The organism is Streptomyces sp. WMMC500, from assembly GCF_027497195.1.
Lineage (GTDB): Bacteria > Actinomycetota > Actinomycetes > Streptomycetales > Streptomycetaceae > Streptomyces.
Genome location: NZ_CP114905.1, coordinates 795,490 through 808,272, shown reverse-complemented (window position 1 = coordinate 808,272; position 12,783 = coordinate 795,490). Strand labels below are relative to the sequence as shown.

The 12,783-nt window shown below is 73.1% G+C and carries 9 protein-coding genes; 4 read left to right on the top strand and 5 right to left on the bottom strand.

Features of this window, described 5'->3' with window-relative positions; all coding sequences use genetic code 11:
• Positions 1-187 precede the first annotated feature (187 nt).
• From O7599_RS03295 to O7599_RS03280, 4 genes are read left to right on the top strand one after another with little or no spacing between them, the layout of a single operon-like run.
• Positions 188-1,498: a sugar ABC transporter substrate-binding protein gene (locus O7599_RS03295; RefSeq protein WP_281620555.1), complete on the top strand. Its 1,311-nt coding sequence runs from the start codon at positions 188-190 to the stop codon at positions 1,496-1,498.
• The gene (locus tag O7599_RS03290) at positions 1,495-2,436 is read left to right on the top strand and encodes a sugar ABC transporter permease (RefSeq protein WP_281620554.1); all 942 of its coding nucleotides are present in this window, start codon (positions 1,495-1,497) and stop codon (positions 2,434-2,436) included. The genes O7599_RS03295 and O7599_RS03290 overlap by 4 nt, the downstream gene beginning before the upstream one ends.
• Positions 2,433-3,278, top strand: a complete 846-nt coding sequence (locus tag O7599_RS03285; protein ID WP_281620553.1) for a carbohydrate ABC transporter permease — start codon at positions 2,433-2,435, stop codon at positions 3,276-3,278. Before O7599_RS03290 ends, O7599_RS03285 begins: the two co-directional genes overlap by 4 nt.
• On the top strand, positions 3,275-4,006 hold the full coding sequence (locus tag O7599_RS03280; RefSeq protein ID WP_281620552.1) for a hypothetical protein: 732 nt from the start codon (positions 3,275-3,277) through the stop codon (positions 4,004-4,006). The genes O7599_RS03285 and O7599_RS03280 overlap by 4 nt, the downstream gene beginning before the upstream one ends.
• Positions 4,007-4,105: 99 nt before the next feature.
• Here O7599_RS03280 and O7599_RS03275 read toward each other — a convergent pair whose 3' ends face one another.
• The 5 genes from O7599_RS03275 to O7599_RS03255 form a co-directional block, all read right to left on the bottom strand.
• Positions 4,106-6,583: a hypothetical protein gene (locus O7599_RS03275; RefSeq protein WP_281620551.1), complete on the bottom strand. Its 2,478-nt coding sequence runs from the start codon at positions 6,581-6,583 to the stop codon at positions 4,106-4,108.
• 96 nt (positions 6,584-6,679) lie between these two features.
• A complete protein-coding gene (locus tag O7599_RS03270; protein ID WP_281620550.1) occupies positions 6,680-8,587 on the bottom strand; it encodes a LamG-like jellyroll fold domain-containing protein in 1,908 nt (635 codons plus the stop codon).
• A 121-nt stretch (positions 8,588-8,708) separates the two neighbouring features.
• Positions 8,709-10,946, bottom strand: a complete 2,238-nt coding sequence (locus tag O7599_RS03265) for a glycosyl hydrolase family 28-related protein (protein WP_281620549.1) — start codon at positions 10,944-10,946, stop codon at positions 8,709-8,711.
• A gap of 52 nt (positions 10,947-10,998) precedes the next feature.
• Positions 10,999-11,838, bottom strand: coding sequence for a carbohydrate ABC transporter permease (locus O7599_RS03260; protein ID WP_281620548.1), 840 nt, complete (start codon positions 11,836-11,838; stop codon positions 10,999-11,001).
• Complete coding sequence (locus O7599_RS03255; protein ID WP_281620547.1) at positions 11,828-12,781, bottom strand: sugar ABC transporter permease; 954 nt, start codon at positions 12,779-12,781, stop codon at positions 11,828-11,830. The genes O7599_RS03260 and O7599_RS03255 overlap by 11 nt, the downstream gene beginning before the upstream one ends.
• Positions 12,782-12,783 lie beyond the last annotated feature (2 nt).

Genomic DNA, 12,783 nt, shown 5'->3' with positions numbered 1-12,783 from the left:
CCGCGTACGGGCACGGACGCCTGCCCGCCCGGCGATGACGCGTGCACGCCTCTTGACCCCCGCGGTGACGCGCTGCTTGCATGGCTGGCTATCAGGTAAGAAATCGATTTCACACCCTGTTCCGCCCATTCATGCCGAAAGGTTCGCGCTGCCGGAAAACGGCGCGGCCCAGCGAGAGGAGCCGCACATGGTCGGGGTCGGACCGGGAGGAATGTCGCGCCGTCAGGTACTGCGGTCGCTGGGCGCGGCGGCGCTCGCCGCGCCCGCCGCGGGGGGCCTGGCCGCGTGCGGGGGATCGGCGTCGGGGGACTCGTCCTCGCTCGACCTCGTCTATCTGGGGGACGCCACCCAGCAGGAGTCGTTCAACGCGCTCTTCGCGGAGTTCAACAAGTCCAGGCCGAAGGTGAAGATCAAGGCCCGCGGCATCGCCGCCGGCACCTGGGGCGACTTCGCCAACACCGTCTCGACCCAGATCGCCGGCGGCAAGGTCCCCGACATCGTCCAGGTCGCCACGGAGGGCCAGCGGCTGTTCGCCTCCAAGAGCCTCCTGGAACCGCTCGACCCGTACATGGAGCGGGACAAGAAGGCCGTCGAGGACTACTTCGGCGACGCCGACCCCAAGTTGAAGGAGTGGACCGAGACCTACGGCTCCACCGACGGCAAGACGTACTACATCCCCGGCGGCTACAACACCTCGGTCCTCTACTGCAGCACCAAGGTCTTCGCCGACGCCGGCGTCGGCCTCCCCGAGGACGGCTGGACCTGGGACGACTTCCGCACCGCGGGGGAGCGCATCAAGCAGAAGACCGGCGCGTTCCTGCTGCCCGCCGGCTACGAGTTCCCGTTCCTCGACATCATGCCCTGGCTGCTCACCAACGGCGCCAGCACCCACAACGCTGCCTGGGACGAGGCGACGTTCGCCAGCCCCGAGGCCGTCGAGGCCGCCGAGTTCGTCAAGAGCCTCATCGACGACGGCCTCTCGCCCAAGCCGGGCGGCAACTTCGACGCCGCCGGCCAGTTGCAGAAGGGCAGGCTCGCCGCCTTCGGCGCCGGCCGGTGGGCGACCCTCGACATGCGCCGGCTGAAGCTCACCGACTCCGTACGCATCGTGCCCTGGCCCCGCAACACCGGGGCCGGCGCCAGCGTCGGCTGGGACGGCTGGCCCATCCTGCGCGCCTCCGGGAACAAGGACGCCGCGTGGGACTTCCTCAAGTGGATGATGTCGAAGGAGGCGTCCACGTTCTACGCCGCCTCCGGCGGCACCAACATCCCCGCCCGCAACTCCGTCGCCGCGAGCCCCGCGTTCACCGACGACGCCCCCGCCGGCACCGAGCACCTGCCCGCCGCCCTCGCATACGGCACCCCCATCCCCTCGCCCGAGCGCGGCGCCGAGGCCCAGGCCGCCATCACCAAGGGCTGGCAGGCCGCCATCCTCGGCAACCAGCCCGCCGCCGAGGCCCTGGGCGGCGCGAACGACACGCTCAGCGGGCTGCTGTGACCCTGACGCAGACGCGCCCGACGCGCGCCGCCGCGCCCCGGCAGGCGGCGCGCGGCGGCTGGTTCCGGCGCGGCGACTGGGTCGGGTACGCGTTCCTCAGCCCCGCGCTGCTGCTGTTCCTCGCCTTCGTGGCGGGCCCGTTCGTCGTCGCAATCGTCCTGGCCTTCTTCAGTTGGGACATGCTGACCCCCGCCGAGTTCAACGGCGTCGGCAACTTCACCGAGATGTTCTCCGACCCGCTGCTGTACGAGGCGCTGGCCAACACCTTCGTCTTCGCCTTCGCCTCGGTCCTCACCCACCTCGGCGGCGGGCTGCTGCTGGCCATGGGCGTCAACCGGATGATGAGCAGGGCCCTTTCGTACGTCGTCCGCACCACGCTCTTCTTCCCGTTCGTCATCTCCTGGGCCGCGGTCGCGCTCCTGTGGAAGTACGTGCTCGACCCGACGTTCGGCCTCGTCACCCACTACGCCGGTCAGATCGGCGTGCAGCCGCCGGAGTGGTTCACCGACCCGGCGTGGGCGCTGCCCGCGATCATCGCCATCGACTTCTGGCACACCATCGGCTTCACCTTCGTCATCATGCTCGCCGGGCTGCAGACGGTGCCGAGGGAACTGCACGAGGCGGCGCGCGTGGACGGGGCCCGGCCACACCAGGTCTTCTTCCGCGTGACCCTGCCGATGATGTCCCCGACGATCTTCTTCGCCGCCGTCATCACCTTCATCGGGGCGTTCCAGATCTTCGACCCGGTGCAGATCATCACGCCCGACGGCGGGCCGGAGAACTCGACCATCACCATCGTCATGTACCTCTACCAAAAGGGCTTCCAGTCCTTCCAGATCGGCTACGCCGCGGCCGTCTCCCTCCTCGTCTTCGTGATCATGATGGCCGTCACGCTGCTGCAGTTCTGGGGCTCGCGGAAGTGGGTGCACCAGCAGTGACCGTACGGACCCGCAGCCGCCGGCGCGTACGCCCGGCCGCCCTCCTGCTCGAACTCCTCCTGGTCGCGGTCGGGCTCGTCATGATCGCGCCGCTCGTCTGGCTCGTCGTGCAGAGCTTCACCGCGGAGCGGGCGGCCTTCGAGACGCCGCCCAACTGGATCCCCGAACCCTTCACCACCGACAACTTCGCCGCCGTGCCGGACGCCGTTCCGTTCGGCCGGATGGCGCTCAACAGCCTCCAGGTCGCGGTGATCGCCACCGCCGGCTCGCTGCTGGTCAGCGTGCTCGCCGCGTACGCCTTCTCCCGGCTCACCTTCCGCGGCCGGGACGGGATCTTCCTCGTGCTGCTCAGCGCGCTGATGATCCCGGCACAGATGACGGTCATCCCCGTCTTCGTGCTGATGCGCAACCTCGGCCTCATCGACTCGCTGCCCGCGCTGTGGCTGCCCGCGCTCATCAACGTCTTCTCGATCTTCTTCTTCCGGCAGTACTTCCACACCATCCCGCGCGAGCTGGACGAGGCCGCGCGCATCGACGGCGCCGGGCATCTGTGGATCCTCTTCCGGATCATCGTGCCGCTGTCGGGGCCGGCGCTCGCGGCGATGGCGATCCTGACGTTCGAGGCCGCCTGGAACAACTACTTCGGCCCGCTGATCTTCCTCAGCACCCCGGAGCACATGACGCTGCCGGTCGGCCTGGTCACCCTCCAGAGCAGCCACGGCGGCTCACCGGTGGTGGTGTTCGCGGCGATCACGGCGGTGGTGGTGCCGGTGCTGGCGCTGTTCCTCCTCTTCCAGCGCTCGTTCGTGGCGAGCATCGCGCAGGCGGGGCTGCGCGGATGACGCGGCGCGCGACGGCGCTCCCGCCGCCCCCGGCCACGGCGTCGGCCGCCGAGAACCAGGCGCTGCGGCGGGTGCTGCGCGGCGCCTGGCCGAGCCTGCCGGCGCTGGCCGTCGCGGGCGCGGCGGTCTGCGCCGCCGGCACCCTCGCCGTGCTCCTCGCCCCCGGCGTCACCCCCGTCTCCGTCCTCGTCGCCGCGGTGCTCGCCGGCCCCTGGCTGGCCGCGCTCGGCGCCGCGGCCGACCGGATCGCCGCGGACGGCGAGGCCGGGATCCGGGACTGGTGGCGCGGGCTGCGCGCGCTGTGGCGGTTCGGTGCCGCGCAGGCGCTGGTGCCCGCGGTGCCGGCGGCGGCGTTCCTGGCCGCGCTGGCGGTGTGGCAGCAGACGCAGAACCCCTGGCTGCTGCCGTCGCTCGCCGCCGGCGGCACCTGCGCCGTAGCCGGGCTGCTCGCCCTGCCGGCCGCCCTGTCACTCGGCTCCGCCCGCCCGGCGCTGCGTGGCCGGCTGCTGTGGCTCTGCGCGGCGCACCTGGTCGCCCGCCACCCGGCGCGGTTCCTCGCCGCCCCGTCGCTGGCGCTGCTGGGCCTCGCGGCATCGCTGCGCTGGACGGCCTCGCTGCTGCTCCTCGTCCCGCCGCTGGTGGCGCTCGTCGCGTCCGCCGCGACGGCGACGGCCCTGGCGCGTCACGACGCGGGCGCCGCCGGGGGAGTGGAGCCGCGGCGGGGCTGACGCGCGTACGGGCGGCGCCGGCACGCCGGCCCGTACGCCGTCGGTCCGCTGTCTCGCTCAGTCCGCCGTGCCGCTCGGCCTGCTGTATGCGCGGCCCGCTCAGTCCTCGTGGCGCGCGATCCGCTCGTCGTTGAGCACCTGCACGGCGGCGCGCGCGTCGCCGATCGTGGCGTAGTCGACGGCCACCAGGTTCACCGGCCGGCCCCGCTCCCGCTCGCACGCGCGGGCCCGGTCGAGCACGAAGTCGCGGGCGTTGATCCGGCCGGCGTCCAGCCGGCTGCCGCCGCTGTTGGTGATGAAGTGGTTCATCAGGAAGAGCCGTTTGTCCTCGCCGCCCCGGTTCGGCGCGCACGTCATGTCGTCGGGCGTGCGGAACGCGAACGGCGTCTCCATGCCGTACCGGTAGAAGTTGCGGTACCAGGGCGCCGGGCCGTCCGCCTTCTCCGCGAACACCACCAGGCGCCGGTCCTCGTCGATCATCTCGCCGAGTGTCGGCCAGGGCGTGCCGGGGTCGTCGTCCGGCGTGAACAGCACGTCCTCCAAGCCGGCGCGGCGCATCGCGGTGCGGGTGCCGGCGCCGTCGATGCCGTCCTGGATCACCAGGGTGACCACGTCCGACGGGTTCTGCTCCAGCCAGTCGCCGATCTTCTCCAGCTCCGGCACCAGGGGCAGCGCGCCGCCGCGGCAGACGGCGTGGCACAGCCAGGTGCCCCTGCGCGGCGGGTCGACGGTGTCGAGCACGGAGCGGATCTGCCGCTGCATGGCCGGGGTGAAGTCCGACTCCGCCAGCCGCTCGCCGATCTCCGGCGGCGTCTCCCAGCGATGGGTGTCGACGAGCAGCGCGCGGACGCCTTCGTTGAGCTGGCCGGTGATCGACGGGTCCTGGAGCGGGGCGATGAACCGGTCCTGGGAGGTGGCCATCGCGTTGTGCGAGGCGAGCTGGGCGACCTCGTCGTAGCGCAGCTCGCACAGCTCCTCGCGCCCGTTGCAGCGGCGGTCGGACTCGCCGCCGAAGGCGTTGGGGACGAAGACGGCGCCGGCCAGCGCGGCGGCGACGACGCCGACCGCACCCCAGCGGTAGCGCGGCGGCAGGGCCGGCGCGGGGACGGCTGCGCCGGGCGCGGCGGGGGCGGACCCGTCGGCACTGGGTTCTCCGCCGGCCGGCTCTCCGGCGTCCGGCGCCGCGGCCTTCGCTGCGCCGGTCCCCGGTGTACCCGCGGTCGTCGGCACTCCGGCCGCCCCGGCGCTGCCGGGCTCGGTCTCCCGGGCAGCCGGCGGGCCGGTCTCCGGCTCCCCGGCCGCCGCGCCGGCTCCCGCCGCGGCCCGCGCGGCGGCGAGCGCCGTCGCCCTGCGGTGCCACAGCCACCCCCCGGCGGCCAGCAGCACCCCCGCCGTCAGCGGCACCGCGGCCGTCGTCAGCGCGACGGTGTAGAGCCGGTGCAGCGCCGTGTGCTGGACGTCGTCCAGCAGCCGGGCGGCGGAGTCCGGCCAGTTTCCCGGCGCGGCGGCGACGCTCCCGCCGATCGTCCCGCGTGCCACCAGCGCGAGCACGAACGTCAGAGCGCCCCCGCACGCCAGCGCCCCGCCGATGCGCAGCAGCCGCCGGCCCGGGGGGTGCGGCCCGTAGCGCCAGAGCACGGCCAGCGAGGCGAGCCCCAGCAGGACCGCGCCCGTCTGCACCCAGCCGAGGCCCAGCCGGGTGAACGAGCGGGCCTCGCGCACCGGGCGCAGTTCCTCGCCCGCGGCGTCGAACTCGCCGGCCAGGTCCCAGGACACCCCGTCCACCGTGTTCCGCAGCGCGGAAGCCGCGCTCTCCTGGCGCCCGGAGAAGAGCGCGGGGCCCACCTCCGCGAGCGCCGTGGCCAGGTCGCCGACGCCCAGTGCGGCGAGCAGCCGCGGGCGCAGCTCCGCCCGCTCGTCCGCGGGTACGGCCCGCAGCACGGTGTCGGTGGCGGTCTCCGCCTGGGCGTCGGTGAGGTCGAGGGTCGGCAGTCCCGCGGGGCGCTCGCCGCCGGCGATCCGGTTCACGGCCTCGCCCAGGTCGGACTGGAAGGCGGCGTAGTCGGGGGCGGGCCGGTCCTGGAGGTCGGCGACGACGTCGGCGAAGTGGACGTTGCCCACGGCGCCCAGGTTGTCGAGCACCGGCCGCAGGTCGATCTCCAGGGTCGGCTCGTCCCTCTCCCCGCGCAGGTACGCCACGGCGTCCCCGATGACGCCTTCGGCCAGGGCCCGGGCGGTGTCCGGCGGCAGGACCGTCTTGAGGTTGGAGGTGACGACGGCCTCCGGCACGGGCAGCCGGGCGAGCAGGTCGCGGGTGACGCCCGACGCCTCGGGGTCCACCAGCACCTGGTCGTAGAGCCGGTCGTAGGCGTCCTCCCGGTCGAGCGCCGCGCGGTAGAAGTCCGCGTCGGCGACGGTGGAGCGGGCCGTTCCGGCGACGACGAGCACCGCCGTGGCGAGCGCCGCGACCGCGAAGGCGAGCCACCGCAGGACGACGGCGTCCCGCGGCGGCGCGGCCTGACCGACCCGCCGTACCACGCGGGCGAGCCGGGCTCTGAGCTTGTCGAACGGGGTCATACGCGTTCCTGCCTGCTGTCGCACTCCGAGCGTACGGGCTGCGCGCAGGAACCGCCCCGGACCATGATCCCGCGCCCGCCGCCGGGCGCGGCCGGGTCAGGAGCCGGCGGGGGTGAGGAAGTCCCGCGGGGACAGCGCCCGGGCCACGATGCGGGTGTCGCCGATCCAGCCGTAGAAGCCCTGCCCGAACTTCTCGTCGAACTGCGTGGCGCCGATGACGAACGGCTTCCCGAGGGTGGCGATGCCGGTCGAGCGCTGCGCCGGGTTGCGGGCGATCTTCGAGCCGTCCACGTACACGACCGTGCGGCGGCCGTCGTTGACGACGGCCAGGTGCATCCAGCGGCCCACCGGCAGCGTGTGGCTCCACGAGGTGGGGTCGGCGTCCTGGCGGTGCGGGTAGACGACGAACTGCAGGAACCGCTCCGGGGAGAGGTTCAGGCTGCAGGTCGGCTCGTTCGGCGACCAGCCGGTGGTCTTGCCCGCGTCGCCGTTGCGGCCCTCCCAGCTCAGGATGCCCATCCAGGCGTGGTCGCCCTCGAAGGGCTCCGGCAGCTTCACGTACGTCTCGATCGTGTAGCCGGAGAGGAACTTCTCGCTGTTGAGCGGCGCGCCCGCCGCGGTGGTCAGGATCGCGCCGCGGTCCGGGCCCTTGCCGCCGTCGAAGCGCAGGCTCGCGTGCGCCGGCTGTCCCGCGTGGTGGCCCTCCGACCAGGTCAGCGCGGCGGGCCCGCTGTCGTGCAGGCGGCGTACGGTCAGGTCGTTGCCGTTGCCGCTCAGGTCGCGGGCGCGTACCCCGTCGGCGACCGGCTCGCCGTCGCGGCCGGCGGCGGCCAGGCCCTTTGAGTCGAAGCGCCAGTACGCGACCGTGCCCCGCGGCAGCACCGCGGCCGGCGGCCGGGGCCGCGGCGGTACGACGGGCGCGAAGCCGGCGAACCGCTCGTCGAAGCCGATCGCCATCGAGAAGCGGTCGGCCGGCCCGGTCAGTTCGACGGTCTCCGCCGCCAGCGGCGACCGGCGCCCGGGGTCGCCGGTCAGGAACCACGGCGAGAACGTCTCCACGTCGATCACGCCGCGCGCCAGGTCGAACCCGTACAGGCGGATCATCCCGCCGCCGCCGTAGTAGCGGTCCTGGTAGTTGGTGATGTGCACGTGGACGTCGTGGCCCGCGTCGTTGGTCAGCACGGTGCGCCCCGGCGGCCAGTAGTGGCCGCCGAGCGCCAGGAAGATCTGGTCGTTGCCGCGGATCAGCCCGTCCCACAGCCGCTGCCCGTGGTCGGAGAGTTGCGCCGCGCCGTCGTCGTCCGACCAGGCGAGGTCGTGCGTGGTCAGGATCGCCGGCAGTGTCGGGAAGCGGTCCAGGACGCCCTGCGCCCAGCGCAGCCCGCGGTCGGAGATCCGCCAGTCCAGCGCCAGCACCAGCCACTCGCGCCCGCCGCCGCGCAGCACGTGGCAGGTGTTGTAGCCGTCGTCGGAGGCGCCTCGGTACGTCGGCATGCGGCGGTAGCGCTCCGGGCCGAAGGCGTCGAGGTACGCGCTGTCGCCCCGCTGGTCGTCCTTGGAGCCGTCGATGTCGTGGTTGCCCGCGAGCACGCTGTACGGGACCGAGCCGTCGATGGCGCGGAAGGTGGCGGCGGCGAGCCGGATCTCGTCGGCCGTACCGTGCTCGGTGACGTCCCCGAGGTGCGCCATGAACGCGATGTTCGCCTCGGCGCGCTCGTCGACCAGATACCGGAACGTCGCGCGCAGCGGCTCCGGGTCGGCGCTGTCGGCGTCGAAGAGGTACTGCGTGTCCGGCAGCACGGCCAGCGCGAAGCGCGGGCTCTCGCCGTCGTACCCGTGCCGCCCGCCGGCCGCTCCCGGCGCCGAGGCGCTCCCGGCCGCCGCCGCGGGGTCCGCCGCCAGCGCCGCCACCGCGCCGGCGGCCGGCACGGCGACGGCGGTCTGCAGCAGGGCGCGTCTGTCGAGGCGGGTGCGCTGCCCGCCGTGGTCCTCTGTCCGGTCCATGGGAACTCCGTCCGCGAGACGTGGTGTCAGCCGCACTGTGCTGATCATCCGTGGCCGCGGGGTGGCACGGACCTGAACGACGCCTGTTCTTCGCCGTACCAGAACCGGTGCGCGACCGCCCCTAACCGGTCTCGATCAGCGTGAACTCCACCTCGGGCACGGTCCGTCCGGTCCGGGTGTCGCGGAGCGCCGCGCCCCACTGCGTGAACTCCGGCGTCTTGTCGCGGTAGCCGCGGTTGCCGCGCAGCGTGATCCGCCGCGAGTCGCGCACCCCGACCGCGTACGGGTACGGGCCCTGCACGGTGGCGACGCGGAAGAGCACGGAGTTGGCGAGCAGGATGTCGCTGGAGCGGTCGATCTCCACCGCCTGCGAGCGCCAGCCGTAGATGTGGTCCTCGGTCTGCAGGCCGAGGAACGACCAGTTGCGGACCCGGCGGAGCACCACCTCGCGCGTTTCGTGGTGCTCGACGGAGACCTCGTACACCCGCGCGGGCACGTCGGTGTCCTCGACCAGCAGACCGTTCTCGGCCCAGCCGTTGATGCTCCACACGTTGGCGATCGTGCCGCCCCCGCCGCGCACGTGCATGCCGTACTTGTGCGCGCCGCGGTAGGAGTAGCCGGGGTCGCCGGACTGCACGTCCTGCGGATGCCACTTGACGAACTGCGTGACCACGTCCGCCAGATACGAGCGGGCGCCGGACTGCCACAGCAGGTTCACCGATCCCGGCGTCTGCCGCGCGGTGTCCAGGCCCACCCCGCTGACGGTGTTCCGGCCGCCGCGCGGGGTGGCGAGCAGGGCGCGCGGCCGGTCCGGGTCGGCGAAGTGCGGGTGGCCGTCGGCGGCGAGCAGCCAGGTCTGCCGTGGGTGCAGCCCGACGAGGTTCGTGCGGGGGCGCAGCTCCAGGGTGCCGGTGAGCAGGTACTGCCCGATGGGGACGAACACCGTCTCGTGCCGGTCGACCGCCGCCTGGAAGACCGGCAGGTCGTCCTCGCCCGCGCCGATCGTGCGGCCCATCTCCGCGGCCACGTCGGCGACGCTGACCCACTCCCGCACGGGCGGCGGCGGGGGCGTGTCGGAGCGCAGCCGGGCGCGGATCAGCGAACCGGGCGCGCCGGGCGCGACGTCGGCGTACACGCCCTCGCGCCGCGACTCCCGGCTGCCGAGCGCGTGTTCGACGCGCAGCCCGTACGTCAGCTCCCGGATCCGGCCGGACGGCCGCGGGCCGCGGGTGCGCGCGCCGCTCTGCGCGAGGAGCAGCAGGTCGCCGACGCCGGTGGCGGTGCAGTCGAGCAGGGTGAGCTGGTTGCTGCGCCGGATCAGGTCGTTCTCCGCGCCGGGCAGCGAGGCGCTGTCGTCGAGCACGGCGACGGCGTCGCTCACGCCGTCGAAGTGGGAGTCCTGGACGTAGAGGTGCTGCCACTGGCCGGGCGCTGACTCGAACGCCCGCGGCGTACCGGAGACCACGGCGCGTACGACGACGAGCTTGGCGTCGTTGAACATCGACACCGCCGCCCGTCGCTGCCCCTCGAACCGGCAGTCCAGCAGCGTCGTCTGCCAGCCCGCGGAGGCGGCGTACGCGTTAAGCCCGACCTCGCCGCCGCGCACCCGCACGCGGTGGAGGAGGTTGGCGTTGTGGTCGATCCCCGCGCGGGCGTCGCCCGCGTCGATGTCGAGATCCTGGAGCAGGCACAACTGCGCACCGCCGAAGCGCACGGCGATCGCGTCCGGGTTGCCGGGGCCGATGCGGATGTCGAGGTTGACCAGACCCGAGCCGAAGGTGTCGTTGTTCGCGTACGACACGGGCCCGCCGACCGGCCGCCGCCGGAAGGAGAACACGTCGCGCGCCGTCCCCGTGGCGTACCCGGGCGTGGCCGCGCCGAGCACGAACACCGGCCGGCGGGCGCCGAACCCGACGACGCGCACCGAGTCGTGCACGTCGACGGGCGCCGTCAGCCGGTACGTACCCGCCGGGACGAGGACGACGCCGCCGCCGTCGCCGTGCGGGAAGTCGCGGGCGCCGCCGAGGATGTCGCCGAGTTTGTTGGCGATGCCCCGGCGGGACGCCTCGTCGACGGCGGCCTGGAGCGCGGCTGTGCAGTCGGCTGTGCCGGCGCCCTCGCCGTCGCCGTGGACGGCGAAGCCGGGCCCGCCGAGGAGCACGGCGCCGGGGTCCGGCGGGCGGGCGGTGTACGACGAGCCGAAGCGCGTCGGGTCCCAGGACGGCCCGTGGGCCGCCGCGGCGGAAGGGGCTGCGGCGCCCGGAGCGAGGCCGCCGAGGGCGAGCACCGTGCCGCCGGCGGTGGCGCCGCGCAGCACGCTGCGGCGGCTCATGGCACGTCTGGGGGCGGAGGAGGACATGGCGGCTCCTGCGGCAGGGAGGAGAAGGGGGGAGAAGGGGGCGAGATGGGGGTCATTTCAGACCGGTGTGGGCGAGGCCCTCCACGAACTGGCGCTGCGCGAAGACGAACACGGCCAGCACCGGCAGCGCCGTCAGCGACGCCGCGGCGAGCTGCACGTCCCACATCGGGCCGCCGTAGGAGTCGGTGAACTGCGTCAGCGCCTGCGGCAGCGTGAACTTCTCCGGCGTGGAGAGGTACACGATCGGCTCCAGATACAGGTTCCAACTGTGCAGGAACGTGAAGATCCCCACCGCCGCCAGCGCCGGCCGCGCCAGCGGCAGCGCGATGCGCCAGTAGATCGCGAAGCGGCCCAGGCCGTCCATCCGCGCGGCCTCCTCCAGCTCGGCCGGCAGCGTGATGAAGAACTGCCGCATGATGAACGTGGCCAGCACGCTCGGCGCGCCGAGGATCGGCACCAGTACCAGCGGCCAGTGCGTGTCCGTCATGCCCCAGTCGTTGAACATCTGGAACAGGGGCACGATGGTGACCTCGCTGGGGATCAGCAGGCCGGTGAGCACCACCAGGAACAGCGCGTTCTGGCCGCGGAAGCGGATGCGCGCGAAGGCGTAGCCGGCCATCGACGACACCGCGAGTGTGCCGACGGTCACCACGACCGCGATGTACATGCTGTTCCAGTACTGCTGCGCGAACGGCTGGAGGTCGAAGACCCGCTCGTACGCGCCGAACCCGGGGTCGTCCGGCCACAGCGACGGCGGGAACGCGAAGATCTCGCTCGCCGGCTTCAGCGACGAGGTCACCATCCACCACGTCGGGAAGACGAAGGGCACGAGGAGCACCAGCAGCACCCCGTAGAGCACGAGCCGGGCGCGCCGGGGCAGCTTATGACTCATGGAACACCCACTTCTTGCGCATCTGCCACTGCACGACGGTCAGCACGAGCACGATGAGGAAGAGCAGCACGGAGAGCGTCGCGCCGTAGCCGAAGTGGTGGAACTCGAACGCCTGCTGGTAGAGGTAGTAGACGAGGACCGTGGTGGAGTTGCCCGGGCCGCCCTGGGTGAGCACGGCGATCTGCGCGAACACCTGCAGCGAGCCGACCACCGTGATGATCGAGGTCAGCAGGATCGTCGGGCTGATCAGCGGCACGGTGATCCGCGTGAACCGCCGCCACGGCCCGGCGCCGTCCACGGTGGCGGCCTCGTACAGTTCCCGCGGCACGCCCTGCAGCGCGGCCAGGAACAGGACCATGTTCAGGCCCACGTTCTTGAAGACCTGCACGACGATCACCGAGATCATCGACGAGGTCTCGCCGCGCAGCCAGTTGGGCCCCTCGACGCCGATCAGGTCGAGCCCGGCGTTGATGCCGCCGTTCTTCTGCAGCAGGAAGCCCCACACGATCGTCCAGGCGACCAGCGAAACCACCACGGGCGAGAAGAACAGGGTGCGGAAGACGATGCTGCCGCGCAGCTTCTGGTTCAGCAGCACCGCCAGCGCCAGCGCGAGGCTGAGGTTCAGCACCACCAGGCCGACGGAGAAGAACGCGGTGGCGCGCAGCACACCGGGCAGCTTGGGGTCGTCGGCCAGCGCCCGGTAGTTGTCCGCGCCCACCCCGTGGAAGCTGCCGGCCAGCACGTTCCACTCGTGGAAGCTGTACCAGAAGACCAGGACGAGCGGGATCAGCACGAACAGGACGCTGCCCAGCAACTGCGGGGCGATGAACAGGTAGCCGGCGAGCTGGTCCCGGCGGCGGGCCGTCCAGAAGGGCCGCCGGGAGCCGTCCCCGCGCCGGGGCGGAGGCGCGGCCTTGGCCCGGACGCGTTCCAGGGTGGCCATGG

What these genes read in the sequence shown, in the direction of transcription:
- O7599_RS03295 (WP_281620555.1), top strand. Translation starts at nt 188, where the DNA reads ATGGTCGGGGTCGGACCGGGAGGAATGTCGCGCCGTCAGGTACTGCGG.
- O7599_RS03280 (WP_281620552.1), top strand. Translation starts at nt 3,275, where the DNA reads ATGACGCGGCGCGCGACGGCGCTCCCGCCGCCCCCGGCCACGGCGTCG.
- O7599_RS03275 (WP_281620551.1), bottom strand. Translation starts at nt 6,583, where the DNA reads ATGACCCCGTTCGACAAGCTCAGAGCCCGGCTCGCCCGCGTGGTACGG.
- O7599_RS03270 (WP_281620550.1), bottom strand. Translation starts at nt 8,587, where the DNA reads ATGGACCGGACAGAGGACCACGGCGGGCAGCGCACCCGCCTCGACAGA.
- O7599_RS03265 (WP_281620549.1), bottom strand. Translation starts at nt 10,946, where the DNA reads ATGTCCTCCTCCGCCCCCAGACGTGCCATGAGCCGCCGCAGCGTGCTG.
- O7599_RS03260 (WP_281620548.1), bottom strand. Translation starts at nt 11,838, where the DNA reads ATGAGTCATAAGCTGCCCCGGCGCGCCCGGCTCGTGCTCTACGGGGTG.
- O7599_RS03255 (WP_281620547.1), bottom strand. Translation starts at nt 12,781, where the DNA reads ATGGCCACCCTGGAACGCGTCCGGGCCAAGGCCGCGCCTCCGCCCCGG.